This window comes from Gordonia metallireducens (assembly GCF_021245825.1).
Classification (GTDB): domain Bacteria; phylum Actinomycetota; class Actinomycetes; order Mycobacteriales; family Mycobacteriaceae; genus Gordonia; species Gordonia namibiensis.
On sequence record NZ_JAJQJP010000032.1, the window covers coordinates 1 to 25,014 of the forward strand.

Sequence of the window (25,014 nt, forward strand, 5' to 3'; positions counted from 1 at the left end):
TGAGCGCTAGTCTCGTGGGCTCGGAGATGTGTATAAGAGACCGGTGCGGATTTCACCGAGGATCTCGCGGTCACGGACCACCCGTGGCGCCTCGACTCGTCGAGAGCTCAGATGGGCTCGGACTGTGGACGGAGCGATCTGGGCGGCCGTGTCGCGCAGGGCCGCGCAGATCGGATCGACTCCGTGTTCGTCGCGGAAAGCGGCGACGAACTCCACGATCAACGCTGTGGGCGGTCGATCTCCGCCGCAAAGAAAGCTGATGCCTGCTTCAAGATGGTGTTCGCCCGCCGCAACTCCCGGTTCTCCCGTTCCAGCTGCGCGATCCGCTCAGCCTCGTCGGTCGTGGTGCCCGGTCGCAGCCCACCATCGATCTCGGCCTGCTTGACCCAGGTGCGAAGCGCCTCCGGGTGCACACCGAGTTGATCGCCGATCCGTTTGAGCGCTCCCGGCCGCGTAGCCGGGTCCCGGCGGGCTTCCACCGCCATCCGCGTCGCCCGCTCCTTGAGCTCAACGCTGTACTTCCGTGGTGCTGCCATGCTCTCCATCCTTCACAGATTCGAGAGCCTCCGACAAACCCGGGGCGATTCAACTAGTCGAATGAACACCGCAATCGAACGCCTCGGAGCGGTGGGTGACGTGGGTACGAGCGGGTAGCGTACCGACACAACACCGACACAACCGTGTCGGTGCCCGAGCGGGAGACAAGTCAAAGAGCCTGGTCAAGCTGTGGAGCCGCCCAGGGGAATCGAACCCCTGACCTATTCATTACGAGTGAATTGCTCTACCGACTGAGCTAGGGCGGCGTGCTACGCGAGGCAGCGGAGACGAGTCTAGCGAGTCCATCGCCCGCAACAAAAACCGGCTCCGCTCGCGAGCCTGGACGTGCTCTCGCGCAGAATCACCACTAGCGCCCAGGTGCACTGTCTGCGGCTCGTGAGCCTGGGCTGAGCTGGCGGTTCAGGCGAGGGCTGTGGGCTCAGAACGGGTAGTCGGAGCCGCACGCCACCGGCACGCGATGGGCAGGGTCGAGCGCGTTGCGGACGAGCGCGGCGACGGTCGGGGAGTAGGCCATGCCGACGTGACCGATCTTCGACGCCGGGCACACGTCCTGGATCAGCGTGTTGACGACGTTCGGGCCGGGCGTCATGAGGGTGTTCGTGTAGGGCGTCGAGATCTCGTCGTTGCGGGTCGCGAAGTTGACGTAGTCGATAGACGGGTGCCGTGGACCCCAATAGCTCTGGCCCGGGGCTCGTGCCGGCAGGCGGTCGGTGATCGACCCGACGCGCGAGACTCCCTGGTGCGACGCCGACAAGGAGATGAGGGTGTCCACCTGTGCGGCACGACCGGGGAGCTGTGTCACCAGTTGGGCGATCGCCCCGCCCTGGCTGTGGCCGATGAGGTCGACCTTGGCGGCGCCGGTTGCGGTGAGCACTCTGTCGATGAATGGCGCGACCTGCTGCGCCGCGGCCCGTTCCTTGTTACCGAGACCGCCGGTGTTGCCGCTCCACGACGCCTGGCCGTAGGTGAGGCTGAAGACGCAGTAGCCGGCGTTGGCGAGGGTGGGAGCGAGGTACGCCCAGTTGGCGCTCTGGTTCATCGCGGTGGCGTGCAGCAGGACGACTGGGTCGCGGCCTTCCCGATCCCGGCAGTCGAACCGGTTGCTGCCGGCCGGCGACTCGGTGGCCGGACTCAGGTAGTGCTCGGCGATCGCCTGGTTGGCATCCGTGGTGACTGGGAAGGGTGCGGCCTGCGCGGCGCCCGGGGCGAGCAGTAGGCACGCAGCGGCCAGCGCGGCCGCGGCGGCGGCGAGTCGTGGTCGAAGTCGGTTCACACGAGAATTGTCACCCATGATCGTCGACGCGACGGCAGAACTCGACGCCGCGCGGTGAGAGTGCGTAGCCGACTTCGAGGCTCTCGGTCAGTCCGAGTTTCTTCAATTTGGTGACGTCGTTCTTGAAACCGGCTCGGTCTCTGCCGAGTTCGGCCGCGAGGTCGGTGGACACGACGCCGGGTCGGCGGCCGATGATCTCGAGGGTGGCGCGCGTCCAGGGGCCGTTCTTGGAGCGGGCGTCCATCCGGTCGAGCCGCAAGCGGATGTCCGCGACGTCGTCGTCGGAGAGATCGTCATCGGCGCGCAGTGCGATCCGCGGGTCTTCCCCGATGCATCGGAGTCCGATCCGGTACGTGGGGTTGTGGGTGTTCACGCACAGGGTGGCCCGTAGCTCGTCGACGCTCTCGTAGCCGGCCCGTCGCGCCTCCTTCGGGGTGATCTGTGCAGGATCCATACGCTCCATCGACGTCACCTCGATGACGTGCGTCAGTGCGATGAAGCTCGACCCGGGCCGGATGCGTGGATGCCCCCAACGTCGGAAGGCGAGGTCGACCGAACCGTCGGCGATCCCGCGCGCTACAGCTGCTGTGAGAAGCACACCTTCGACCGTAGCGAGGGCGCCGTGGCTGCGCAGACAGTCCGGGTAGCGGTGCGTGCGATGCCTGTGGAACTCGTCTGAGATGTTGCTGAGAGCTGTTGTAGGGTGACCCGAGATCAGCGACGGCAGTGCCGGCGCCCGGGGGGATCTTCCTTTTTGGTGTCGTGTCGTCGCGTGCACAACTGACGACGACGATCACCATCCGGGGGGGAGGGGTCTCATGGTGCTGCCGCGTCCGCACTCGCTGTGGTTTCCCGACGTTCCCGCGTGGCCGTCGTCCGGTGCCACGCCGGCAGTCGATCTGGCCGCTTACCTCGCGCGATTCCGTTCCGTCGACGCAGTTCAGGGCGATGTCGGCGGCGCCGCGGTGGCCGTGCTCGACGCCCCGGCCCCGCCGGTAGAGCCGTCGGCGCCGAGGTTCGAGGCCCCGCTCGCCGAAGTCCCGGCAAAGCCGTCGTCCGATCTCGATTCCTTCCTCGCCGAGGCCGGGAAGTCGGTCCGCGCGAAGCGAAAGGCTGTGTCCGGCACGGCTCCCGGTTGGCGACGATTCCTCGGTTCGGGACCGCGAATCGCGGGTGCGGCAGCCGCAATTCTTGTGATTGTCGCCACAGTGGTCGCCGCTGTCACCCTCGCCGGTGGTGGTTCGGAGGGCCCCGTGGTCGCCGCGGACACCACGGAGTCCACCTCGCCCACAGAGGCGCCGTCGACGTCGGGGGTGGTCAGTCACCCGGCCTGCGCGCAGCGTCCCGTCGGTTCGGGGACCACGGTGTCGAATGACGACGAGAAGGGCGACCAAAAGTCCGGCCCGGGCGCGATCCGCGCGTTCAACCACGCCTACTACGTGTTGCGGTCGGCGAAAGCCGCACGCGCAGTGGCAGCCCCGGGGGCCGTCGCCTCCGAGTACGTGATGCAGCAGTACATCGATCAACGCCCGATCGGCACGCGCCACTGTCTGAAGATCACCGAACGGGCTCCCGGCGAGTACTCGGTGGTGCTCACCGAATTGCAGCCCGACGCGGCGCCCATCACCTATCGCCAGGTCATCCGCACGTCCACAACGGGCGGCAAGACCTACATCCAATCCATCAAGTCCGTCGAATGAGTTCAGACACAGAGCCATTCGGATGGCGCAGAAAGGTTGTTCTGAGATGACCCAGAGTCGAGGTCGGCATCGTAGGCGTCGGGCCCCGAGTGGTCCGGTTTTGTCGGTGACGTCTGCTGTTGTGGCAGTGTCGATTACTGCTGGTGCGGGTGCGGCGTTTGCTGTTCCGGAGCAGGGTGGCACTGATCCGTTGGATTCGGCGCCGGGTCAGGGTGGTACGAGTCCGTCGGATGTTGCGCCGGGTGCTCCGGCTCCGGGTGATGCGGTGGTGCAGCCGGTTGTGGTTCCGGGTCCGGGGTCGATTCCGGGTCCGCCGGTGGAGGCTCCGTATCAGTCGTATGACCAGTCGTTGTCGCAGAGTTACCAGCAGCCGTATTCGCCGGCGATCACCAATCCTGTTGCGCCGCGGGTTGCTCCGCCGGTGCGTCCGATTGCGCCGCCGCCGGACAAGATTCGTGTGGGTAACTTTGTGACCGATGTTCCGCAGGGTGTGTCGTCGAAGGATGTCAATTCGATCAACGCGTGGTCGGCGTATGGCGAGGCGAAGATCGCTCAGGGTTTGATCTCGGTGGGTGTGCCGGAGGATGAGGCCAGTCGTCGTGCTGCTGCCACGATCATCGGTGTGATGGCTGGTGGTACGGCTGGTGCTGTGGCGCTTGGTATTCCGGCGGCGGTGGTGGGTGCTGTTGGTGGGGCAGGGGTCGGTGCGATCGCAGGAGCCGTCGTTGGTTGCGTTTTCACTTATTGCGCTACCTCGGGAATCGATTCGCTCGCAGGAGCCGGTATCGGAGCCGCTGTTGGTGGTGTCGGTGGTGCTGCAGCGGGTGCTGCGCTCGGGTTCGCTATCGGAGGCGCCGCGGGTGGTCTCCTGGCGTACTCGCTGGGTGCCGGCGATCCGGGTGCAAATCCGGAAGAACCTTGGAAGAACGATGGTCCGCGCCATGCGGCGCCCGAGGCCGAGGGCCCAAATCAGTTCGAGTTTCAGCTGTCTGCTGAGGAGGCTCGCAAGTCAGGTCTCCCAGCGGTTGACTACGTGGTCAACAGTCGCGGTGATGTGAAGGCCAGGGTCGGTACGACCTCGTACAACTGGTCCGGTGCACAGGCTCGCGCACCGTATGCGGTTCTCGGTGCGGATGTCGAGAAGTCGGTTCGGGATTGGACTCGGGCACAGTCGGACCATTTGAAGAAGGCCGTACCCGGTAGCGATATTCTCTGGCCAGCCGAGCAAGCTCGCTAAGCGCTCCACTCCGCGAATGCGTCGAGAAATCAAACCAACTGCACGCTATTGTTTAAGTGAGGAATTGATGAAAAGACTATTCGTACTGTTGGCGGGAGTGTTAACGGTGGTCGCTAGCGTCACCGTGGGTGCCGGTCAAGCCGATGCAGGACCGCTTCAACAGCTGAACACCAATGGGAACACTTTCGGGACCTTCGGCGACCATTCCCTCTGCCGGGGTGCTATCACCTATCGGATTGACTCGGTGGCCAAGAAGCGGGGATTGGTGAAAGTGACGGCGACTTCTCACGGATTCCTCGGTGAGGGGGCAGGTTGGAAGAAGAACCCGCGGTGCCGTGTCCTCTTCAAAACCGAAATCCACAGTGGTAGAGGTCTGTTCCTGGAGAAGTGGACCACGGGTTCGTTCGGACCGCGTGCCGGCGAGAAGAAGGTTTGGGACGTACTAACAGGTTCGGGGCCGGGGTATATCGGGATTACGACCTATGCGGTGAACAGTCCGGTACGAATCCCGCAATCGCCGGCGGGTCCCGCGTTCTTCATGATCGTCCCGTAGCCCAATCCGGGTTCCAACCGCTGTACGAAAGGCCTCGGTTCAGAAACGCGCGCGCACTAACACCGTTCGAGTGATGCAGTGGTACGGCGTCTCGATTTCATGTTTTGCCGTATGTTCCACTGCCTGGCCGTAGTTCCCCGCTCGCTCCCAATGAACGCAACGAGGATGAGATAAGGCGACTCTTTATGGTGCTGGTTGACGCGGCACTCACCGTGATGACGGTTGCGCGGTTCTCGGTGCGGGTGTCGAGAAGTCGGTTGGGAATGGACTCGGACACAGTCGGACAACGTAAAAAGGCGTTCGCCTCACGAATTGGGCACGCGGGAAAGAAGAAGCGACGGAGACGAGGAGAAACTGAATGAGAAGACTGCTCATCGGATTAACTGTGGGTGTTTTCGCGGCTGTGTCCGCCCTGGTGGGTTCGGGCGAGACGACCGCTGCCCCCATCCCGAACATCGCGCTCTACGGCAACAATCTCGCGACTATGGGTGACCATTCTCTGTGCCGTGGCACCGTCAATCTCGCGATTCAGACTCCGAACGATAAGCGCGGTGTGGTTCGTGTGACTGCACGGTCACGCGGCTTCGCCGGTGACGGAGCGAGCTGGAAACGAAATCCCAAGTGTCGCGTACTCTTCCAGACCACGTACACCAGTCTTCGGGGCTATGCACTGCACAAATGGGTGTCGGCGACGTTCGGTCCCCGTCCCGGTGAGAAGAAGGTGTGGGATGTCCCGACGGGATCGGGACCGGCGACTATTGGTATCACGACGTACGCCGTGAACAACCCGGTCAGAACACCCACAGGTGGTCTCGTGGGTTTTCACATGCTTGTCCCCTAGAAGGGTCGTGTCAGATGACGAGTCAGCGTGAATCCGCTTCACCATGGCAACTACGCGTGACCCCGTACCCTGATCGACGATGACTGCTCCAACACTTCGAGACGGCGACCCGCAGATCTGGGATGAGCGGGCCGTCGTTGTTTGTGGCACCGCAGGCGGGGTCGGCACGTCTGTCGTGTCGGCACTCCTTGCCGAACATCGCGCCGCGACGAGCCTCGGCCTGCTCTCGTGGTGGGTCGACGCTTCCGGCAACGATTGCGACATCGAACTCCGTCTCCGCGGAACAGGTAACGAGGAGTTGTTGCGCACCGCGTCGGGCACGGGCCTGTGGTTGCCGCCCGACGAGGCGGCGGTCACCGACGCCGTCGTCGAGGTGTGGCGTCAGGGAGCAGTACCGGTGATCGACGCCGGTGCGCACCCGCTGACGCTGCTGCCCGAACTCGCCGAAGACGACCTCCCGAACCTCACGCCGGTCCTCGTGATCAGTCCGCGCCCAGACCTGCTCAACCGGGCACGTGTCATCTTCACGGAGTGGGACCGCGCCGGCGTACTCGAGAGCACCGTCGTCGTGATCGACTCCCAGCTGCCGGTACAGCAGCAGACGGGCCTCGCGGACATGCTCGTCGGCGTGGTGTCCGGGTCGGTCGGCACGGTGATCGGCCTCGACTACGACCCGGTCCTCGGCGCCGGGACCGCGCTCGACGAGGACGCCCGCCGCGGGTTCTTGCCGGCAACGATCGAGTCCATCGCGAAGCTCGCGGCAGCTACATCGAACCGACGCTGACAGCTTCTTCGAATTGCGGGCCGATTACCGGAATCCGATACTCAGCCCGCACTCTGCACAGACACCCCTGTCCCATCGTCCGGTGAGCGTGCACCATGGGTGATCATGACCGGCTCCGACAGAACGCCACTCACCAGACGACAAGCGTCCGACGCCGTCGTCGATCCGTGGCGGGTACTCGCATACACGCTCCAAGCGGCTTATCGCACCGGTTCGATGGTGCGCGGTGGCGAGTTCGTGAACAGAATCATCGACGCCGCCGAAGACGCTGGGCACCATCCCGACATTGACCTGAGGTACAACTCTGTGCATCTCGTGCTCATGACGCACAGCACGCACCAGATCACCGAGGAAGACGTGGCTCTCGCGAACCGGATCGCGGCCATCGCCGACGACATGGATCTCGAGAAGACGCCCACTCCCGTCAGCCGATTCGACCTTGCGATAGATGCCCTCGACATCGATGCCATCCGGCCGTTCTGGAAAGCGGTCCTGGGCTATTCCGACGTGCCCGCCGACGAGATCATCGACCTGGTCGATCCGGCCGGACGACTACCGTCGGTCTGGTTCCAGCAGATGGATTCCCCGCGCCCAGGGCGCAATCGGATACACATCGACCTACGGATGCCGCATGACGAGTTGCAAGAACGTCTGCGCTCGGCCCTTGCCGCCGGTGGCCGGCTGCTCAGCGATGACTTCGCGCCTGAATGGTGGACGCTCGCCGACGCCGAAGGCAACGAGATCTGCCTCTGCACGTGGCAGCCGCGGGCCGCGTGAGTCTCAACTCGAGGAACATCGACCGACAGGTGGCCCTTTCGCATCTCCGGCCGAGCAGGCAGCATGGGGGAGTATGACCGGGTCCACGCGTGCACCGCTCACCGCCAAGCAAGCCACCGAGGTCGTCGCCGACCCGTGGCGCGTCGTCGCAGACAAACTCGTGGCCGCCTACCGGACCGGGTCGATGGTGCGGGGGCTCGAGTTCGTCGCCAAGATCGTCGACGCGGCAGAGGAAGCCAACCATCATCCCGATGTCGACCTGCGGTACGGCTCAGTGCATCTCACCCTCACGACACACAGCGCGCATCAGCTGACCGAAGCCGATGTGGCCCTGGCCAACCGGATCACCGGGATCGCCGCCGAGATGGCGCTCGGGAAACTCACGGACCCGGTAACGGCGATCGAACTGGCGATCGACGCCATGGACATCGGGGCGATCCGTCCGTTCTGGCAGGCCGTTCTGGGTTACTCCGACGGGAACGACAAGGAACTCGCGGAGCTCGCCGACCCGGCCGGGCGGTTGCCGTCGGTGTGGTTCCAGCAGATGGATGAGCCTCGTCCGCAACGTAACCGAATCCACTTCGACCTCTGCCTACCGCATGACGAGGTACACGAACGGCTGCAGGCCGCAATCACCGCCGGTGGCCAACTGTTGTCGGACGAGTTCGCACCGGCGTGGTGGATTCTCGCCGACCCCGAGGGCAACGAGATCTGCCTGTGCACCTGGCAGGGACGGGACTGAAACAGCTGGAAACGAAACAAGCCGGTTCGATCGAGGTGATCGAACCGGCTTGTGACACAGAATCTTACGAGCAGAGACCCTCGTCCTGCGCCGCCTTGGCGACCGCGGCCGCGACGGCCGGTGCGACCCGGTCGTCGAGCGGGCTCGGCACGATGCGATCGGCACGCAGGTCATCAGACGCCACCGAGAAGATCGCGTCTGCCGCAGCGATCTTCATGCCCTCGCTGATCCGGCGTGCGCCCGCGTCGAGCGCGCCCTTGAAGACGCCCGGGAAGGCGAGCACGTTGTTGATCTGATTCGGGAAGTCGCTGCGTCCCGTTGCGACGACGGCCGCGTACTTGGCGGCGACCTCGGGGTGGATCTCCGGATCGGGGTTCGACAGCGCGAACACGATCGCGTCGTCGCTCATCGACGCGATGATCTCCTCGGGGATGAGGCCGGCCGAGACGCCGATGAAGACGTCGGCGCCGTCGAGTGCCTCCACCGCACCGCCGGTCAGGCCGCGCGGGTTGGTGCGCGCCGCCAGGTCGGCCTTCGACTCGTTGAGGCCGTCGCGGCCCTCGGAGACGATGCCCTTCGAGTCGAGCACGATGACGTCGGCGATGCCGACGGCGAGCAGGATGTTGGCACATGCGACGCCCGCGGCGCCGGCGCCGGAGATGACGACGCGCAGGCTGGTGATGTCACGGCCGAGGTGGGTGACGGCGCCCTTGAGGGCGGCGAGAACCACGATCGCGGTGCCGTGCTGGTCGTCGTGCATGACCGGGCAGTCGAGGGCCTCGATGACGCGACGCTCGATCTCGAAGCAGCGCGGCGCCGAGATGTCCTCGAGGTTGACCGCACCGAAGCTCGGACGCAGACGGATGAGAGTCTCGACGATCTCGTCGGGGTCCTTGGTGTCGAGAACGATCGGGATCGAGTTGAGTCCGGCGAAGCTGCGGAACAGTGCGGATTTGCCCTCCATGACCGGCAGCGACGCACGCGGGCCGATGTCACCGAGGCCGAGCACGGCCGATCCGTCGCTCACCACGGCCACCAGACGGTCGGTCCAGGTGTACTTGTTCACCAGGGTGGCGTCGGTGTCGATCGCGCGCGACACCTGGGCGACGCCCGGGGTGTAGGCGATCGACAGGTCGCGCTGGGTGTCGATGGGCGCCCGCAGCTCGACCGACAGCTTGCCGCCGGCATGCGCCAAGAAGATCTCGTCGTCGGTGATCGGTAGATCGGCAATGGTCGGTTCGGTGAACGGGGTGTCGCCCATACGTGTGTCCTCCGTGCTTGTCACGGTCGGGTCCTCCTGAATACCGCGAAACGCGGGTTGCATCGTCTCGCCGGCCACGCTGCCCGCGAGCTATCGAGATCCGCATCGACGCCGGGGCGGGTAGCTCGGCGGACGCGAATCGGGCGCTCGAGCGAGGGTGACGCTCGTTACGGCCGCATTAAGTGTCTCACTGCTTGGGACCGTTCTGGAAGGCGGGTCGGCGCAGGTGACGGCTCCATCGGACATTGGTAAGGTACAACTTGTGTCTATGTCGCATACCTCTGCCGAATCCGCTGCTGAGCGCGTATATGCCGAGGTCAAAGAGCAGATTCTCACAAATGAGATCGCCGGCGGTGAGCTGATCAGCGAGGGTGAGATCGCCTCGAAGTGCTCGGTCAGCCGCACCCCCGTGCGTGAGGCGTTCCTGCGTCTCGAGACCGAGGGGTGGATGCGGCTCTACCCGAAGCGGGGAGCGCTCGTGGTGCCGATCGGCGACCGCGAGAAGCGCGACGTCGTCGACGCTCGGCGCCTCCTCGAGGGACATGCCGTCCGGTCGGTCACGTCCCGGCCCGCCGCAGTCGCCCAACTGGTGGCGCGCCTCCGCGACAACCTCGATGCCCATCGACGCGCCGACGCCACCGACGCGGCCGAGTTCTCACGCCTCGACGCCGAGTTCCACCAGCTCATCGCCGCGGCCGGCGACAACCCGCTCCTCGCCGACTTCTACACGACGTTGGGGGAGCGCCACCGACGCATGACGATCGCCTCGGTGCATCGCGACGCCGCGGTGGCGACGCGCATCCTCACCGATCACCTCGAGCTCCTCGGCGCCATCGAATCCGCGGACGCCGACCGTTTCGAACACCTCTTGGCAGGGCACCTCGCCGGTGTCCACGACCTCTCGGGAGAACCCGCATGACCGACAACCGCAACCGCTTCGGATGGCCCGCCGTCTCGCTGGCCGTCTTCGCGACCGCGTGGGGCGGCAACGAGTTCACCCCGCTGCTGGTCTTGTACCGGCAGATCACCGATCTGTCGCCGGTCGTCGTCGACGCCCTGCTGTTCGCCTACGTCCTGGGCATCGTGCCCGCGCTGCTGATCGGTGGGCCGATGTCGGACCGCTTCGGCCGACGGCCGCTCATGCTGCCTGCGCCGGTGTTCGCCGCGTTGGGTTCGGTGTTGCTGGCCGCGGGGTCGCAGTCGGTGACCCTGCTGACCGCGGGGCGTATCTGCAGCGGCATCGCCCTCGGCCTGTCGATGGCCGTCGGCGGCAGCTGGATCAAAGAACTGTCCGACCGCGACGGTGCGCGGGCCGGGGCCGGCGCCGGACGCGCGGCGATGAGCCTGACCGCCGGATTCGGCATCGGTGCGGGCGTCGCCGGCGTCCTCGCCCAGTGGGGTCCGTGGCCGCATGTGCTGCCGTATCTGGTGAACATCGCCATCGCGGTGTGCGCGGGAGCTCTGCTGACGGTCGTGCCGGAGACGCGATTCCGCAGTTCGACGCCGGGCCGTCTGGTCGACGACCTGCGTATCCCGGCTGCCGGTCACCGACGGTTCATCTTCGTCGTCCTGCCGGTCGCGCCGTGGGTCTTCGGTGCCGCCGCGTCGGCGTACGCGATCATCCCGGCGCTGATGTCGGCACGGACCTCCGGCGCGCCGATCGCGTTCGCGGCACTGTGTTGTGTCCTGGGACTCGGTGCCGGATTCGGTATCCAGTCGGTGGGCCGACGCATCGACGTGCCGGGGAGCTCGCGCGGCGTGGTCGTCGCCCTCGCGACCCTGGTCGCGGGCATGCTGGTCGCCGCGCTGGCCGCGCACGTGCTGACGGTGTGGCTGTCCCTGGTCGCTGCGACGCTGCTGGGTTGCGGCTACGGCATGGCGCTGATCGCCGGCCTTCTCGAGGTGCAGCGCATCACCGGGCCCGACGACCTCGCCGGCCTGACCGCCGTCTTCTACAGCGTGACCTACCTGGGCTTCGCCGTCCCCGCGCTCCTGGCGTGGATCACCGAGACCTGGACCTCGATCACCTACACGGAGATGTTCCTGTTCGGTGCGATCGCCGCGCTGGCCTGCCTCGCGGTCGCCGCGTCGGGGCACACCAGGCATCGCCCGGAGGTCCGGCCGGAGGTCGTCGAGCAGCCGATGCGCGACGAGGGCGTCGTCACCGGACAGTCGCACTGAGACGACGCCGGGTACCCTGCTGAGTGTTTGGTCGGGGCTCGCCAGGGAGCAGAAGCGGGTCCCACCGCGGGGTGTGACGAGCGAATGTGGAAAGGCGCGGGGTGATGGTGCTGGCTGCGTGGGTCGTGATCGTGTCCGCGCTGGTGCTGATACTCCCGGGCGCCTTCGTGGGCCGGCGGATGAACCTGCCGTGGCCGGTGGCGTTCGCGGCCGGACCCGCGATCACCTTCGCCCTGGTCTCCATCCTCACCGTCCTGTACTCGGCGGTCGGTTTCGAATGGAACGCGGTGTCGGCGCTCGTCGGTCTGGTCCTGGCGCTCGTCGGTGCCTGGCTGTATGCGCGCCTGCTCGGCACCGGAATCGGGCGTCGCCTCGCGCCGGCACCGGCGGACACCGGTGAGCAACGCGTCGGGCGCACCGCGATGCTGCGCGCGGGGGCAGGCCTCGGACTCGGTGGACTCATCATCGCGATCACCTGCATCCGACCGGTGGCCAAGACCGCCTTCGCGGGCCTGAACAACATCTCGCAGGTGTGGGACTCGTTGTGGCACGCCAGTTCCCTGCGGTGGATCGACGAGACAGGTGTCGGTTCGGCCATGCGCATGGGCGAGCTGATGAACTACGACACCCAGGGGTTCAATTACTACCCGAACACGTGGCACGCACTGGGCGCCTTGCTGTTCCCGCTGACCGGCGCGAACCCCGTCGAGCTGTACAACACGTATTCGCCTGCGGTGCTGGCTGTCACGGTCCCGCTGGGTGTGGCGTCGTTGGCCTACTGGTTCGCCCGTCACCGCTACGACGTCGACAATTCTGCGCTCATCGCCGGCACCGCCGCCGCTGTCTCCGCGCTGTTCCCGTCCCTGCCGTACGTCGAGGTGCAGCTGACCTCGGTGCCCAACGCCGTCGGCGTGAGCCTTGCTCCGGTCGCGGCGGTCCTGGTTCTCAGCGTCGTCCGGGACCGGTCGCGGGTGGCGCCCGCGGCCCTGGCCGTGGCAGGCGTGACGGCAACGCATCCTTCGGGTCTGATCCTCGTCGGCGTCATCGTCGGACTGTGGTGGCTGTGCGAGGGACTGTGGCGTCCGGCGACGAGTCGTCTCGCCGATCTCGCGACCCTGGCAGTCACCGCCGTGCTCACGATGATCCTCATCTTCCCCGTGGTGATCGGCACGATCCGGGTCGCCGACACCAACGAACTCCCGTTCTTCGACTTCCGGGAGGAAGGGATCGGGGTGCTGCGCGGCCTGGCGCAAGGCGCGTTCAACGGCACGATCCCGCTGGAGCTCAACCACTTCCCGATCTGGCCGCTGATCATCGTGACGGTTCTCGGCCTCGGGGTGCTGGCCTGGCTGCGCTGCTGGGCGGGACTCGCCGTCTGGCTGGTCTTCGCGCTGGTGACAACCAACTCGGTGGTGTCGCTCGGCCCGCTGTCGTACCCGCTCGGCGCGATCGGCGGCTACTTCTACAACTCGCCGCACCGACTCACGTTCGTCGTCGCGATCTTCTCGGCAGCGGCGGCGGGTGTCGCTATCGGCGTGGCGGTGGTCGCGCTGATCGGCGTCGTCGGGCGGCGGTTCGGTCAGTCCGACGAGACGACCGCCAAGGGCACCGCACGCGCGGGTTGGCTGGTCGCCGCGACCTACGTGGTGTTGCTCGCGCTGATCGCCGGCGCCGCAGTGGTCCGCTACCCGCCGAACGCACAGATCGCCTCGAAGGAACGCGGCGGCAAGTACGTCGGCCCCGACGACCTCGCCGCCTACGCCTGGCTGGCATCACAGCCCGACGCGCAGGACGTGCTCGTCCTGAACAACCTCGACCAGGGCACCGGCTGGCTGTACCCGGTCACCGGCGTCACCCCGATGTTCCCGTTCTACCGGGCCAACGAATTCTCCGACCGGCAGCGCGACCTCTTCTGGGGTGTCGCGAAGATCGGCGCCGACCCTGCGATCGACCAGATCGTCCGGGACATGAACGTGCACTACGTGATCGACTCGCCGACGAGCTACTGGGAGTTCCAGCGCGGCCGGCCCGACCCGGCAAACGGACACCAGGGTGATCCGTTCCTCGAACTACGCGAGAACGGCGCTCCCGGATTGACCGAGGTCTTCCGTCAGGGCGAGGCCGTCGTCTACCGCGTCAACGACCTGGTCTACCCGCCGCCCCCACCCGTCGAAAGTGCTCCGGCCGAGGGCATCCCACCCGTCCCGGCCCCTGTTCCCTGAGGTGCGAGGAGCGCAAGCCGCCGGGCTGAGTGGCGACGCGGCCCACTCGCTCCCCGAGGTGCGAGTGCGGTTGCGCGCGTCGTCCATCGTTCCCTGCGAGGTGCGAGTGCGGTTGCGCGCGTCGTCCATCGCTCCCTGAGGGGGGAGTGTGGTTGCGCGCGTCGTCCATCGCTCCCTGAGGTGCGAGCGCAGCGAGCCTCGAAGGGCTGGTGACACACCGCCGCCCAGCTGACTACCGGTCGACGTCAACCCGACTGGCAGACTTCGATCGACGTCTGCCGGTCGAGTTGAGGTTCGGCAGTCGGATCTGGGCGCTTCTCAGGAGGCGGACCTTTCGACCCTGACGACGGCAGGTTTACCAGCCCTTCGAGGCTCGCTGCGTCAGCTGCGCGGGTACGCCGCCGCGAGGAGTAGCGAGGCGAAGGTGGCTTCGGCGTCGGAGGCGTTGCGCAGGTCGATGACTTCACGCATCTGTAGGCGTGGGGTATCGCCGGACTCTTCTGGTCCGTGGATTTCGGTGCGCACTTGTCGCAAGTGTTCGGTGAATCGGCGGGGTATGTCGGGGCGCCGGTTGATGTGTTCGGGGTTGGGTGGTGCGCCGGGTTCGGCGTTGAGTCGCCAGGCGCAGCGGCCTTCGTCGGGTCCTTCGCGCACCATCCGGGTGGTGAAGCCGCCGGGTTGGTTGCTGACCATGCGGTTGTGTTTCGGGCACGCGGGTGCGAGGTCGGTGATGTCGGTGAGTCCACCTGCTGCCCAGTCGAGCTGGGCGTGATGCATCTCGACGTGTGCGGCGGCGAGGTCGCAGCCGGGGGTGGAGCAGCTTTCGCCGTCGGGTCGGGCGAAGGAGACGAGGCGTTGTTCACGGGTGGCGAGGCGTTTGCCGCGTCCGAAGTAGAGCGGGACGGCGGTGGCGTCTTTGAACACCGCCAACCAGGGTTGGGCGTCGGCGACCATGTTGATGAGCTCGGGGATGGGGATCAGCGTGCCGGTGGCGGTGGTGGCGAACCCGGCCTCGCGGCGGAGGTCGTTGAGGTCGGCTTTGATGATCAGCTGGGTCGGTAACCCGCGGTGACTCTTACCCAGGAGTCCGTCCTCGAAGACGGCCTTCAATAGGGCGTTGACGGCGTCGTGGTTGAGCTGGGCGGGGGTGCGGTCATCACGCTCAGCAGCCGCGGCAACGGCGTCGGGGTCGGCGTCTTCGATCGACCCATGTGGGGAGTCGGGGTCGTCGGGGTTGTTCATGCCCGGTTTGGCCCACACGGCGAGCAGCATGGTGACCCGGGCGAGCAGTTCCGGAGTCAGATTGGCGGTCAGTTTGGCGGTGCCGTCGACGCGTTGGCGGTGGACCGACAGGTTGCGTCGGCGTTTGCGGTCGGTGTCGTCGGCGAGTGTGCCGTCGGGATCGAGGTGAGCGAGTAGGCGTGCGCCGAGGGCGGTGATGTCGGCGGGGGTGTGCTCGATGGCGATTTCGGCCATCTGTCGTTCGGCGGCGACTTTGATGTCGTGGTCGATGGCGTGGGGGATCTGGTCGAGGACGTCGAGTACTGCCCGGACGTGGGAGGTGTTGACGTGGCCGTTGGCCAATGCTTCTGCCAGGGCGGGGTGTTCGGGTTCGAGTGGTTCGCCGGTGTGGCTGAGGTGGGTGGCGGTTGCGTGGCGTTGTTTGGTGCGGCGCATGGGGTCGGCCACGCGTAGGCGGTGGGTCATGAACGCGGTGATGCTGCGGTGGCCGGTTTTGTGGGGGAGGTCGCGGTCGGCGATCTCGACGATCTGTCGGTCGCCGGCGAAAGTCATTCGCGCAATTGCCCGTTCGGTTTCAGCTGCACTGTCGACGAGTTCGTCGTGCGAGCACCCGGCGAGGTTCATCGTTTGCAGCTCGTCGATGAGGGAGTGGATTCGGTCGATGACAGCGACGGCGCCGGACGGTTCAGGGTCGGCTGGATCGCCAAGCGAAGTGTCGGACATGACGGTCACCCCCTGAACCGATAGTGCGAATGTATGTTCGATAGTACGCCCGAAACCCAAGCACCGCAACGGTTGTCGGCGAAGATCTCGTGGAGGAAGTATGTCGGTAGGTACTGGTAGAGTGCGGGTTCGCCTCGATCCGACGGGCCATATCCGGCCCAAACCCGCGCCCGATGACAGTGACGGGGGTTAGCGTCGAAGCATGCAGCCGTGGATGTGTGTTTTCTGCGCAAACGAGTTCGCCCCCGACGTGGACCTTCCCGAGGTCTGCCCGATCTGTGACGACGACCGGCAGTGGGTGCCGACGAGCGGGCAGCAGTGGACCCGGCTCGATGAAAATGCCGATAATGCGCTCGACGTCGCAGAGGTTGAGCCGGGCCTCGTCCGGCTGTCGCTGAGGCCGTCGGTCGGTATCGGTCAGCAGGGATTCCTGGTGACCACCCCGGAGGGCAACATACTGTGGGAGCCACCAGGTTTCATCGGTCCGGCCCTCGTGGACTGGTTGGATCAACACGGCGGTGTCAAGGCAGTCGCGGCCAGTCACCCGCATCTCTACGGAGCCAGTGTGTCCATCAGCCACCGTTTCGGCAAGGTCCCGGTCTTCTACAACGACGTCGATCGTCGGTGGCTGACCCGACCCGACCAGGTCGTGAAGTTCTGGTCGGGTGGGACAGAAGTTCTCGGCGATGTTCGACTCGTCCAGTGCGGCGGGCACTTTCCGGGCAGTGCGGTGCTACACCTGCCGCACGCCGCGGACGGTCGGGGAGCGCTGCTGACCGGTGACACCATCAAAGGTGTCGCGCAACCGGGCATGGTGACGTTCATGCGGAGCTACCCGAACATGATCCCGTTGTCGCCCAGGCTCGTTCGCCAGATCGTCGACCGGGTCGCGGCACTGTCCTTCGACCGGTTGTACGACGCTTTCGGCGTCGTCGTCGACGAGAACGCGCGGGAGGTCGTCGAATCGTCCGCCCGGCGCTACATCGGTTGGGCCACCGACGAGATCGTCGATCCCGACGATCCGTACGCCACCCGGTGACGGTTCAGGCGTCGGGGTAACCGGTCGGGTTCTCCGACTGCCAGCGCCACGTGTCGACGCACATGTCGTCAATCGTCTTGGTGGCGTGCCAGTTCAGGTCGGCGTTCGCGCGAGTGGGGTCGGCGTACGACGCGGCGATGTCGCCGGGCCGACGGGGTGCGATCTCATAGGGGATCGGCTTGCCGCTGGCCTTCTCGAAGGCGTGGACGACCTCGAGGACCGAGACGCCCTGCCCGGTGCCCAGGTTCCACGTCGACATGCCGGTGTCGCCGGTGCTGATGCGGTCGAGTGCGGCAACGTGCCCGGCGGCGAGGTCGTCGACGTGGATGTAGTCGCGGACGCCGGTGCCGTCGGGGGTGTCGTAGTCGTCGCCGAAGACCGACAACTTCTCGCGCCGGCCCACTGCGACCTGCGCGACGAACGGCATGAGGTTGTTCGGGATACCCGACGGGTCCTCGCCGATCTGACCGCTCGGGTGCGCGCCCACCGGGTTGAAGTAGCGCAGCGCGGCGATCCGCCAGGCGTCGGAACTAGCCGCGACGTCGCGCAGCACCTGCTCGATCATCACCTTCGTCCAGCCGTACGGGTTGGTGGCCGAGGTCGGGAGATCCTCGGTCATCGGTAGCTCGGGGTCGGCGCCGTAGACGGTCGCCGACGACGAGAACACCAGCGTGTGCACGTCGTGGCGTTCCATCGCCCGCAGCAACGAGAACGTTGTGCCGAGGTTGTTCTGGTAGTAGTCCAGCGGCTTGGCCACCGACTCGCCGACCGCCTTGTACCCGGCGAAGTGGATGACGGCGTCGACGTCCTCGTGGGCGAAGAAGTGCTCGGTCTTGTCGACGTCCGCGAGGTCGAAGGCGTGCACCGGGATGGAACGGCCGCTCAACGCCTCGAGCCGACCCACCACGGTGGGCTTGGCGTTGCTGAAGTCGTCGACGATGACGACATCATGACCGGCGGAGACCAGCTGGATCACGGTGTGCGAGCCGATGTAGCCCGCGCCGCCGCTGACGAGTACGCGCATGTGACCACCGTAGGCGGCGGATCTGGGAGAACGCCAAACGTGCCGGCTAGCCCGTCACCCGTTCGGTGGCGGCATACTTCTGTTCGACGGCGTCCTTGGCGGGCTGCCACCAGCCGGTGTTGTCGCGGTACCAGTCGATGGTCGCGGCCAGGCCGGCGCGGAAGTCGAGATAGTTGGGGGTCCAGCCGAGCTCGGTGCGTAGACGGGTGGAGTCGATGGCGTACCGGCGGTCGTGGCCGGGACGGTCGGTGACGAAGTCGAACGCGTCCTTCGGCTGACCCAGGAGCTCGAGGATGGACTCCACGACGGTGCGGTTGTCGACCTCGCCGTCGGCGCCGATCAGATAGGTTTCGCCGATCTGACCTTTGTCGATGATGGTCCACACGGCGTCGTTGTGGTCGTCGACGTGGATCCAGTCGCGCACGTTGCGGCCGTCGCCGTAGAGCTTGGGGCGCACCCCGGACAGGACGTTGGTGATCTGGCGGGGGATGAACTTCTCGATGTGCTGGTAGGGGCCGTAGTTGTTCGAGCAGTTCGAGATGGTCGCGGCGACGCCGAAGGACCGGCCCCAGGCGCGGACGAGCAGGTCGGAACCGGCTTTGGTCGAGGAGTAGGGGCTCGACGGGTTGTAGGCGGTGTGCTCGGTGAAGCGCGCGGGGTCGTCGAGGTCGAGGTCGCCGTAGACCTCGTCGGTGCTGATGTGGTGGTAGCGCACCTGATGGGCGCGCACGGCTTCGAGCAGCGTGTAGGTGCCGACCAGGTTGGTCTGCACGAACGCCGACGGGTCGGCCAGGGAGTTGTCGTTGTGGGATTCCGCGGCGAAATGCACCACCAAGTCCGCCTCACCCACCAGTTTGTGGACCAGGGGGGCGTCGGCGATGTCGCCTTCGATGAGCTCGACACGGTCGGCGACCGGGGCCAGGGTCTCGGGGTTGGCGGCGTAGGTGAGTTTGTCCAGCACCCGGATCGTCACGTCGGAGCGCGTGGCCAGGGTGCGCAGCACGAAGTTGGCGCCGATAAAACCGGCACCACCGGTCACGAGAACACGCACGTCGTTCCTTCCGCCTGAGGCATTCGTGGACGTCACTCTACCGAGGCGGCGGGTGTGCACTCGGTGAGCCGGATCGTCGGGCACTAGGCTGAGGCGCATGCGAGGGATCATTCTGGCCGGTGGCACGGGCACGCGCCTGCACCCGATCACGCAGGGTGTGAGCAAGCAGCTCGTGCCGGTCTACGACAAGCCGATGATCTACTACCCACTCTCGACGCTGATGCTCGCCGGCATCCGCGACATCCTGATCATCACCACCCCGCACGACGCCCCGGCCTTCCAGGCGTTGCTCGGCAACGGTGACCAGTTCGGCATCAACCTCACCTACAAGACCCAACCCTCGCCCGACGGCCTCGCCCAGGCATTCACCCTCGGCGCCGACCACATCGGCGACGAATCGGTCGCACTCGTCTTGGGCGACAACATCTTCTACGGCCCCGGCCTCGGCAGCCAGCTGCAGGGCTTCGAAAACATCGACGGCGGAGCCGTATTCGCGTACTGGGTCGCGAACCCGGAAGCCTACGGCGTCGTCGACTTCGACGCGAGCGGAACCGCGATCTCGCTGGAAGAAAAGCCGGCACAACCGAAGTCGAACTTCGCCGTTCCCGGCCTGTACTTCTACGACAACGATGTGGTCGAGATCGCCCGCGGCCTCAAGCCCAGCGCCCGCGGCGAATACGAGATCACCGACATCAACGCCCACTACCTCGAACGCGGAAAACTGTCGGTCACTGTCCTTCCTCGCGGCACGGCCTGGCTCGACACCGGAACCTTCGACAGCCTCCTCGACGCAGGCAACTTCGTCCGCACCGTCGAACAACGCCAAGGCCTCAAGATCGCTGCGCCGGAAGAGATCGCGTGGCGTCGCGGATTCCTCGACGACGACGGGCTGCGGTCCCGCGCGGAGAAGCTGCGCAAGTCCGGCTACGGTGACTACCTGCTCGAACTCCTCCAGCGAGGCAAGGGGTTTTGAGCACACATCCGACGCGAAAGGCTCATCCATGAAGGTGCGACCCCTCACGATCGACGGTGCGTGGGAACTCACGCCGGTTCAGCATGGCGACGCACGCGGCCTGTTCGCCGAGGCGTTCAAAGGTGACCTGCTCGCGGAGGTGATCGGCCACCGCTTCGACCTCGCCCAGGTCAACCTCTCGGTGTCCGCGGCGGGTGTACTGCGGGGTGTGCACTTCGCCGATGTGCCTCCGGGGCAGGCGAAGTACGTCACCTGTGCAACCGGCGCCATCCTCGACGTCATCGTCGACATCCGTGTCGGGTCCCCGACCTTCGGCACCTATGACACCGTCCTGCTCGACGACGTCGACCGTCGTGCGGTCTACCTGTCGGAGGGGCTGGGCCACGCCTTCTGTGCGCTGGCCGACAACTCGACCGTCACCTACCTCTGCTCCACCGGTTACAACCCGTCGGGTGAGCACGGCATCAACCCGCTCGACCCCGAGCTCGGCATCGAATGGCCGACGCAGGCCCGCGACGGATCGCCGCTGAAATACGAACTGTCCGAGAAGGACACCGCCGCACCCGGTCTCACCGAGGCGCGCGAGGCCGGGCTGCTGCCGGACCACGACGACGTGATGGCGTTCCTGCAGGGGCTCGCCGCGGAGTGATCCCCGCTTTCTGAGGTGCGCGCGCAGCGAGCCACGAAGGGCTGCCGACGCCGCCTCACCAGGCCTTCGTGGCTCGTCGCTGGCGCTCCTCGCACGTCAGGCAGCGGGGGGTAGCGTTGCTTGCGCTCCTCGCACGTCAGGCAGCGGGGGGTAGCGTTGCTTGCGTTCCTCGCACGTCAGGCAGCGGGGGGTAGCGTTGCTTGCGCTCCTCGCACCTCAGGCAGCGGGGGGTAGCTCGGCTAGCTGGCGCCCCTCAGGCGTCCCGGTCGTGCGGCTTCTCGGCGTTCTGCAACGCGATGGCGCGGGCGAGGCGGGCGTACTTCACCTCGAGATCGCGGAACCGGAGGTACGTCGACACCGTGGTGAACGCGAACGCGATGACCAGTAGGAACAGCACGAGATCGAGGCCGCGCTGGATGCCGATCTTGTTGGCGACCCAGGTGACGTCGTCCTGGCGCAGCATCGCGTAGAGACCGAAGCCCACGAAGGCGACGAACAGGATCTTCACCCCGGCCGACGAGCGAGCCGTGCCACGGTTGACGACGAAGAACCCGACGAGTGCGAGCAGTCCGATGATCGCGAGGATCTGGAACCAGATCATGGAGCCCTCACTTCCTCATCCGGGTGTGGAACAGGCCGTCGGCGACGATGTTGACCCCGTTGATCAGCGACTGTCCCTTCGCGCGCGAGTATTCGGTGTAGAGGATCGTCACCGGCTGCTCGGCGACCCGCCAGTTGTGGTGGTCGATGAGCGCGATGAACTCCGACGCGTGACTCATGCCGCTCATCAGGAGGTCCAGGTCGTCGGCCACCTTCTTGTTGAAGACGCGAAGTCCGTTGTGCGCGTCGGACAGTCCGAGCCGGCGCGTGCGCGGGCTCAGGAAGACGATGGTGCGCAACGCCATTCGCCGCAACAGTGGGACGGATTCGCTGCGTCCCTCGGCGAAGCGGGTGCCGACGATGATGTCGACCGGTTCGGTGCGCAGGCGGGCGACCATCGCCGACACGTCGTCGACCTGATGCTGGCCGTCGGCATCGAAGGTGACGAAGAAGCGGGCACCGGGCTGCTTGCGCGCGTATTCGACGCCGGTCTGGATCGCGGCGCCCTGCCCCAGGTTCACCGGATGACGCACCAGGTGGACACCGGCCGCCTTGATCTCCTCGGCCGAGTTGTCCGACGAGCCGTCGTCGACGCAGACGATGTTGGGGAAGGTCTCGCGTGCCTTGGCCGCGACTTCCCTGATCACCTGACCCTCGTTGTAGACGGGTACCACCAGCCACACGTCGGCATTGGTGATGGGTTCGGCCATGGTGAACAACCCTATCCCGGCCGGTCGCAGCGCTCATCGCCCGGCACGCCCGGCTAGTCTTGTCGGGTGCCGATCGACGTGATGATGCCCTTCTACGGCGACGTCGCACAGTTCCGCGAGGCGGTGACCAGCGTCCTCGATCAGAGTGACCCGGATCTGCGGCTCGTGGTGGTCGACGACTGCTATCCCGACCCCACCCCCCGCGAATGGCTCACCTCGCTGAACGACGCGCGCGTCCGCTATGTGCGCAACAAGACCAATCTCGGCGTCAACGGCAACTTCCGTAGGTGCGTCGAGCTGGTGACCGCAGATTGGTTCGTCGTCATGGGCTGCGACGACGTGATGCACGCCGACTACCTGGCGACGGTCCGCAGTCTGACCGAGCACCACCCGGAGGCCGCGGTCATCGCGCCCGGCGTCGACGTCATCGACGAGAACGGCCGGACGGTGCGTCCGCTGGGGGACCGCATGAAGAACGTGCTGGCGCCGTCCCGCGCGACCGTGCTGTCCGGTGAACGCCTCGCGACCAGCCTCTATCACGGCAACTGGACCTACTTCCCGTCGTTGCTGTGGCGGACCGCCCCGGTACGCGAGGTGGGATTCCGGCCGGGGTTGGAGATCGTCCTCGACCTCGCGCTCCTCGTCGACCTCGCCGCCGCCGACGGCTCACTCGTCTACGACCCCGATGTCGTCTTCTCCTATCGCCGCCACAGCGCATCGGTGAGCTCGGTGCAGGCCATCGACGGACGACGCTTCGACGAGGAGAACCGCTTCTTCGCGGAGGAGGCGCAGCGGTGCGCCGAACGCGGCTGGCCCAAGGCTGCGCGTGCGGCCCGGCTGCATGCGACGTCGCGGTTGAATCACCTGCAGGCGCGGGTGGGTGCGCAGGTTGGCCGGTTCAGCCGCGGGTAGACCTCCCCATCTGCTCCCTGAGAAGCGCCCGGATCCCGACTGCCGAACCTCAACTCGACCGGCAGACGTCGATCGAAGTCTGCCGGTCGGGTTGACGTCGACCGGTAGTTGGGTGGGCGACGGTGTCTCACCCGGCCTTCGAGGCTCGTCGCTTGCGCTCCTCGCACCTAGTAATAGCTCCAAGGTGGTGAAATGAGGGACATCCTCCTGTTGTGGTCGTAAGGGCTTGGTGTCCCAACCACAAAAGGAGGATGTCGATGTTCGAGGCTAGTCCGTTGAGCCGAGGAGCGAAACGCCGAAACGACCGGTTGACCCGGTTCCGAGAAATCGTGCGCCGCGACTATGCGGTGGTGGCGATCGACCTGGCAGCCAAGAAGCAGGTGATCGTGGTGGCCGATCACGACTCCCGCATCCTGGCCCGCAAAACGTTTACCTGCACACCGTGGAAGTTGGGGCCGGCGATCGCCTGGGCCCGCACCCAGGCCGAGGTGGCCGGATTCGCCGGCATCGTGCTCGCCTGTGAACCGACCGGGCACCGCTGGAAAGTGGTGGCCGACTTGGCCGCCGCAGTCGGAGCGCAGATGGTGTGCGTGCAACCGATGGTGGTGGCCCGCGCTCGGGAAACCGAAGACTTCACCCGCGACAAATCTGACGACAAAGACGCCCTGCTGATCGCTCGCCTGACCACCCAACTCCACATCTACCTGCCCGAACACGCCGATCAGCACTGGGCACGGCTGCGTCACCTCGGCGTGCGACGGACCGAGCAACTCACCCGCCGAGCCGCGGCCCGCCAACAGGTGCGTGACCTGCTCGACAGTGCCTGGCCGCAGGTGCTCGATTGCGCCGCTCAACCATTGGACTCGGCCACCTGGCTGGCCACCATGGCCATCATCGGCTGCGATCCACGCACCATCACCGCCTACCGCAGCCCCGCCCGCGCGCGCACCCGGCTTCGGGCGAAGCTGCGCGGTGAGCTTGCCCGCTGGGGTGTGCGCCGCATCCACGGGCCGATCCTGACCGCGATCATCACCTCCGCTTTCGCGACCACCATGCCGCCCGAGCGGACCGGAGCGTTGGAACGTGCCCACTACGGTCTCAACGACTTTCACCACGCCACCGTCGAGTGCCGCGAGGTCGAACACCGGATGCTCGCCGTCCTGGCCGAGCTACACCTGAACGAGTTGGCCAGCAGCATTCCCGGCGTCACCGCGGTCTCGGTCGCGGCGATCCTCGCCGAAACCGGTGACCTGTCCCGCTTTGATTCCGCACGGGCAGTGGTCAAACACGCCGGCCTGTGCCCGCGTGAGAACTCCTCGGGCAGCTACCAGGGCACAACCACCATCAGCGGACGCGGGCGGCCCCGCCTACGAACCGCCGCCTGGCGCGCGGCGTTCGGCGCGCTGCGACACAACCCGGTCTACGCCGCCCGCTACCAACACCTGACCACCCGCACCCACAACCGACTGCAACCCAACCAGGCCTATGTGGCCATCGCCGCTGCTTTGCTACGCCAGCTGCACGTGGTGATCACCACCGCCACTCCCTGGGACCCGACCCTGGCGGGACCAACCCAGACTGCGGAGGTGAGCGCCGCCTGAACCCAGACCTCGCCGACCGGGACAAGCTCGCCGCACCTAGGGCATAACCCGCGCTTGAGCCTGAGCAGTCCCACCCGGCGCGACCCGAGCTCGGATGAAGGCTGTTGGGTACCAACCCGTTTGACCGCTAGGTAGAGCCCGCGCCAGGCACGACCCCGGCCGACCAACCACCACCAGCACCCGCACCCGGACCGCCCACCCAGGCCGCCCGGCAACACCCACACGCCCACACCCCACCACAGGACCCATTGACACAAACCCTCATAGGCTGCTCAGGCATCGGAGCTGGTGCGTCGCGCTCTTTCAGATCAGACAGCAAGTGGGTGCGCTTCTCGCACCCCAGGCACCGGAGCTGGGTGCG

General features: G+C 66.4%; 24 protein-coding genes, 1 tRNA gene and 1 other annotated feature. Of the genes, 15 read left to right on the plus strand and 10 right to left on the minus strand.

Annotation, left to right across the window (positions count from 1 at the left end):
- Positions 1–129 precede the first annotated feature (129 nt).
- Positions 130–258, minus strand: a sequence feature (AL1L pseudoknot).
- The 4 genes from LQD00_RS13190 to LQD00_RS13205 form a co-directional block, all read right to left on the minus strand.
- Positions 219–536: a transposase gene (locus LQD00_RS13190; protein ID WP_232717653.1), complete on the minus strand. Its 318-nt coding sequence runs from the start codon at positions 534–536 to the stop codon at positions 219–221. It overlaps the preceding feature by 40 nt.
- A gap of 191 nt (positions 537–727) precedes the next feature.
- A tRNA-Thr gene (locus LQD00_RS13195) sits at positions 728–803 on the minus strand.
- 173 nt (positions 804–976) lie between these two features.
- On the minus strand, positions 977–1,849 hold the full coding sequence (locus tag LQD00_RS13200) for an esterase/lipase family protein (protein ID WP_232717654.1): 873 nt from the start codon (positions 1,847–1,849) through the stop codon (positions 977–979).
- Positions 1,842–2,429 carry an ASCH domain-containing protein gene (locus LQD00_RS13205; RefSeq protein WP_232717655.1) on the minus strand — a complete coding sequence of 196 codons (588 nt, stop codon included), beginning with the start codon at positions 2,427–2,429 and terminating at the stop codon, positions 1,842–1,844. The genes LQD00_RS13200 and LQD00_RS13205 overlap by 8 nt, the downstream gene beginning before the upstream one ends.
- A gap of 220 nt (positions 2,430–2,649) precedes the next feature.
- Here LQD00_RS13205 and LQD00_RS13210 point away from each other — a divergent pair, with 220 nt between their 5' ends.
- The 7 genes from LQD00_RS13210 (at position 2,650) to LQD00_RS13240 (ending at position 8,465) form a co-directional block, all read left to right on the plus strand.
- Entirely contained in the window at positions 2,650–3,531 is an 882-nt protein-coding gene (locus LQD00_RS13210; protein ID WP_232717656.1) for a hypothetical protein, read from the plus strand.
- 46 nt (positions 3,532–3,577) lie between these two features.
- The gene (locus LQD00_RS13215) at positions 3,578–4,768 is read left to right on the plus strand and encodes a hypothetical protein (RefSeq protein WP_269784981.1); all 1,191 of its coding nucleotides are present in this window, start codon (positions 3,578–3,580) and stop codon (positions 4,766–4,768) included.
- A gap of 16 nt (positions 4,769–4,784) precedes the next feature.
- Positions 4,785–5,321, plus strand: a complete 537-nt coding sequence (locus LQD00_RS13220) for an enoyl-CoA hydratase (RefSeq protein WP_232717657.1) — start codon at positions 4,785–4,787, stop codon at positions 5,319–5,321.
- Between the two features lie 358 nt (positions 5,322–5,679).
- Positions 5,680–6,162, plus strand: a complete 483-nt coding sequence (locus LQD00_RS13225) for an enoyl-CoA hydratase (RefSeq protein WP_232717658.1) — start codon at positions 5,680–5,682, stop codon at positions 6,160–6,162.
- Between the two features lie 79 nt (positions 6,163–6,241).
- Entirely contained in the window at positions 6,242–6,946 is a 705-nt protein-coding gene (locus LQD00_RS13230) for a hypothetical protein (protein WP_232717659.1), read from the plus strand.
- Between the two features lie 105 nt (positions 6,947–7,051).
- Positions 7,052–7,723, plus strand: a complete 672-nt coding sequence (locus LQD00_RS13235; protein WP_232717660.1) for a VOC family protein — start codon at positions 7,052–7,054, stop codon at positions 7,721–7,723.
- Positions 7,724–7,796: 73 nt separating this feature from the next.
- Positions 7,797–8,465: a VOC family protein gene (locus tag LQD00_RS13240; protein WP_232717661.1), complete on the plus strand. Its 669-nt coding sequence runs from the start codon at positions 7,797–7,799 to the stop codon at positions 8,463–8,465.
- 64 nt (positions 8,466–8,529) lie between these two features.
- Here the strand turns inward: LQD00_RS13240 and LQD00_RS13245 are convergent, their stop codons facing one another.
- A complete protein-coding gene (locus LQD00_RS13245; protein ID WP_232717675.1) occupies positions 8,530–9,726 on the minus strand; it encodes an NAD(P)-dependent malic enzyme in 1,197 nt (398 codons plus the stop codon).
- Between the two features lie 268 nt (positions 9,727–9,994).
- On the opposite strand from LQD00_RS13245, the gene LQD00_RS13250 reads away from it, so the two are divergent.
- The 3 genes from LQD00_RS13250 to LQD00_RS13260 all read left to right on the plus strand — a co-directional run bounded on the left by LQD00_RS13250 (position 9,995) and on the right by LQD00_RS13260 (position 14,129).
- Complete coding sequence (locus LQD00_RS13250) at positions 9,995–10,645, plus strand: GntR family transcriptional regulator (protein WP_232717662.1); 651 nt, start codon at positions 9,995–9,997, stop codon at positions 10,643–10,645.
- Complete coding sequence (locus tag LQD00_RS13255; protein WP_232717663.1) at positions 10,642–11,907, plus strand: MFS transporter; 1,266 nt, start codon at positions 10,642–10,644, stop codon at positions 11,905–11,907. Before LQD00_RS13250 ends, LQD00_RS13255 begins: the two co-directional genes overlap by 4 nt.
- 104 nt (positions 11,908–12,011) lie before the next feature.
- Positions 12,012–14,129: a DUF6541 family protein gene (locus LQD00_RS13260; RefSeq protein ID WP_232717664.1), complete on the plus strand. Its 2,118-nt coding sequence runs from the start codon at positions 12,012–12,014 to the stop codon at positions 14,127–14,129.
- Between the two features lie 381 nt (positions 14,130–14,510).
- Here the strand turns inward: LQD00_RS13260 and LQD00_RS13265 are convergent, their stop codons facing one another.
- Complete coding sequence (locus tag LQD00_RS13265) at positions 14,511–16,094, minus strand: HNH endonuclease signature motif containing protein (protein ID WP_232717665.1); 1,584 nt, start codon at positions 16,092–16,094, stop codon at positions 14,511–14,513.
- Positions 16,095–16,296: 202 nt separating this feature from the next.
- On the opposite strand from LQD00_RS13265, the gene LQD00_RS13270 reads away from it, so the two are divergent.
- Positions 16,297–17,133 (plus strand): MBL fold metallo-hydrolase, encoded by an 837-nt coding sequence (locus LQD00_RS13270; RefSeq protein ID WP_232717666.1) that lies wholly within the window; start codon positions 16,297–16,299, stop codon positions 17,131–17,133.
- A 4-nt stretch (positions 17,134–17,137) separates the two neighbouring features.
- On the opposite strand, the gene galE is transcribed toward LQD00_RS13270, so the two are convergent.
- Entirely contained in the window at positions 17,138–18,157 is a 1,020-nt protein-coding gene (gene galE / locus LQD00_RS13275; protein ID WP_035755276.1) for a UDP-glucose 4-epimerase GalE, read from the minus strand.
- 46 nt (positions 18,158–18,203) lie between these two features.
- Positions 18,204–19,208 (minus strand): dTDP-glucose 4,6-dehydratase, encoded by a 1,005-nt coding sequence (gene rfbB, locus LQD00_RS13280; protein ID WP_232717667.1) that lies wholly within the window; start codon positions 19,206–19,208, stop codon positions 18,204–18,206.
- Between the two features lie 97 nt (positions 19,209–19,305).
- On the opposite strand from rfbB, the gene rfbA reads away from it, so the two are divergent.
- Both rfbA and LQD00_RS13290 read left to right on the plus strand, forming a co-directional pair.
- Entirely contained in the window at positions 19,306–20,181 is an 876-nt protein-coding gene (rfbA, locus tag LQD00_RS13285) for a glucose-1-phosphate thymidylyltransferase RfbA (RefSeq protein ID WP_232717668.1), read from the plus strand.
- A 28-nt stretch (positions 20,182–20,209) separates the two neighbouring features.
- Positions 20,210–20,830: a dTDP-4-dehydrorhamnose 3,5-epimerase family protein gene (locus tag LQD00_RS13290; RefSeq protein WP_232717669.1), complete on the plus strand. Its 621-nt coding sequence runs from the start codon at positions 20,210–20,212 to the stop codon at positions 20,828–20,830.
- A 253-nt stretch (positions 20,831–21,083) separates the two neighbouring features.
- Here the strand turns inward: LQD00_RS13290 and LQD00_RS13295 are convergent, their stop codons facing one another.
- Together LQD00_RS13295 and LQD00_RS13300 are read right to left on the minus strand one after the other, a co-directional pair.
- A complete protein-coding gene (locus LQD00_RS13295; RefSeq protein WP_232717670.1) occupies positions 21,084–21,431 on the minus strand; it encodes a DUF2304 domain-containing protein in 348 nt (115 codons plus the stop codon).
- Positions 21,432–21,438: 7 nt separating this feature from the next.
- Positions 21,439–22,140 (minus strand): glycosyltransferase family 2 protein, encoded by a 702-nt coding sequence (locus LQD00_RS13300; protein WP_232717671.1) that lies wholly within the window; start codon positions 22,138–22,140, stop codon positions 21,439–21,441.
- A gap of 66 nt (positions 22,141–22,206) precedes the next feature.
- Between LQD00_RS13300 and LQD00_RS13305 the strand changes: the two genes are divergently transcribed.
- Positions 22,207–23,052: a glycosyltransferase family 2 protein gene (locus LQD00_RS13305; RefSeq protein WP_232717672.1), complete on the plus strand. Its 846-nt coding sequence runs from the start codon at positions 22,207–22,209 to the stop codon at positions 23,050–23,052.
- A gap of 329 nt (positions 23,053–23,381) precedes the next feature.
- On the plus strand, positions 23,382–24,653 hold the full coding sequence (locus LQD00_RS13310; RefSeq protein WP_232717673.1) for an IS110 family RNA-guided transposase: 1,272 nt from the start codon (positions 23,382–23,384) through the stop codon (positions 24,651–24,653).
- Positions 24,654–25,014 lie beyond the last annotated feature (361 nt).

Excerpts from the sequence above, each read along its gene's own strand:
- LQD00_RS13190 (WP_232717653.1), bottom strand. The coding sequence starts at position 536 with ATGGCAGCACCACGGAAGTACAGCGTTGAGCTCAAGGAGCGGGCGACG.
- LQD00_RS13200 (WP_232717654.1), bottom strand. The coding sequence starts at position 1,849 with ATGGGTGACAATTCTCGTGTGAACCGACTTCGACCACGACTCGCCGCC.
- LQD00_RS13210 (WP_232717656.1), top strand. The coding sequence starts at position 2,650 with ATGGTGCTGCCGCGTCCGCACTCGCTGTGGTTTCCCGACGTTCCCGCG.
- LQD00_RS13215 (WP_269784981.1), top strand. The coding sequence starts at position 3,578 with ATGACCCAGAGTCGAGGTCGGCATCGTAGGCGTCGGGCCCCGAGTGGT.
- LQD00_RS13220 (WP_232717657.1), top strand. The coding sequence starts at position 4,785 with ATGCGTCGAGAAATCAAACCAACTGCACGCTATTGTTTAAGTGAGGAA.
- LQD00_RS13225 (WP_232717658.1), top strand. The coding sequence starts at position 5,680 with ATGAGAAGACTGCTCATCGGATTAACTGTGGGTGTTTTCGCGGCTGTG.
- LQD00_RS13230 (WP_232717659.1), top strand. The coding sequence starts at position 6,242 with ATGACTGCTCCAACACTTCGAGACGGCGACCCGCAGATCTGGGATGAG.
- LQD00_RS13235 (WP_232717660.1), top strand. The coding sequence starts at position 7,052 with ATGACCGGCTCCGACAGAACGCCACTCACCAGACGACAAGCGTCCGAC.
- LQD00_RS13240 (WP_232717661.1), top strand. The coding sequence starts at position 7,797 with ATGACCGGGTCCACGCGTGCACCGCTCACCGCCAAGCAAGCCACCGAG.
- LQD00_RS13245 (WP_232717675.1), bottom strand. The coding sequence starts at position 9,726 with ATGGGCGACACCCCGTTCACCGAACCGACCATTGCCGATCTACCGATC.
- LQD00_RS13250 (WP_232717662.1), top strand. The coding sequence starts at position 9,995 with ATGTCGCATACCTCTGCCGAATCCGCTGCTGAGCGCGTATATGCCGAG.
- LQD00_RS13255 (WP_232717663.1), top strand. The coding sequence starts at position 10,642 with ATGACCGACAACCGCAACCGCTTCGGATGGCCCGCCGTCTCGCTGGCC.
- LQD00_RS13260 (WP_232717664.1), top strand. The coding sequence starts at position 12,012 with ATGGTGCTGGCTGCGTGGGTCGTGATCGTGTCCGCGCTGGTGCTGATA.
- LQD00_RS13265 (WP_232717665.1), bottom strand. The coding sequence starts at position 16,094 with ATGTCCGACACTTCGCTTGGCGATCCAGCCGACCCTGAACCGTCCGGC.
- LQD00_RS13270 (WP_232717666.1), top strand. The coding sequence starts at position 16,297 with ATGCAGCCGTGGATGTGTGTTTTCTGCGCAAACGAGTTCGCCCCCGAC.
- galE (WP_035755276.1), bottom strand. The coding sequence starts at position 18,157 with ATGCGCGTACTCGTCAGCGGCGGCGCGGGCTACATCGGCTCGCACACC.
- rfbA (WP_232717668.1), top strand. The coding sequence starts at position 19,306 with ATGCGAGGGATCATTCTGGCCGGTGGCACGGGCACGCGCCTGCACCCG.
- LQD00_RS13290 (WP_232717669.1), top strand. The coding sequence starts at position 20,210 with ATGAAGGTGCGACCCCTCACGATCGACGGTGCGTGGGAACTCACGCCG.
- LQD00_RS13295 (WP_232717670.1), bottom strand. The coding sequence starts at position 21,431 with ATGATCTGGTTCCAGATCCTCGCGATCATCGGACTGCTCGCACTCGTC.
- LQD00_RS13300 (WP_232717671.1), bottom strand. The coding sequence starts at position 22,140 with ATGGCCGAACCCATCACCAATGCCGACGTGTGGCTGGTGGTACCCGTC.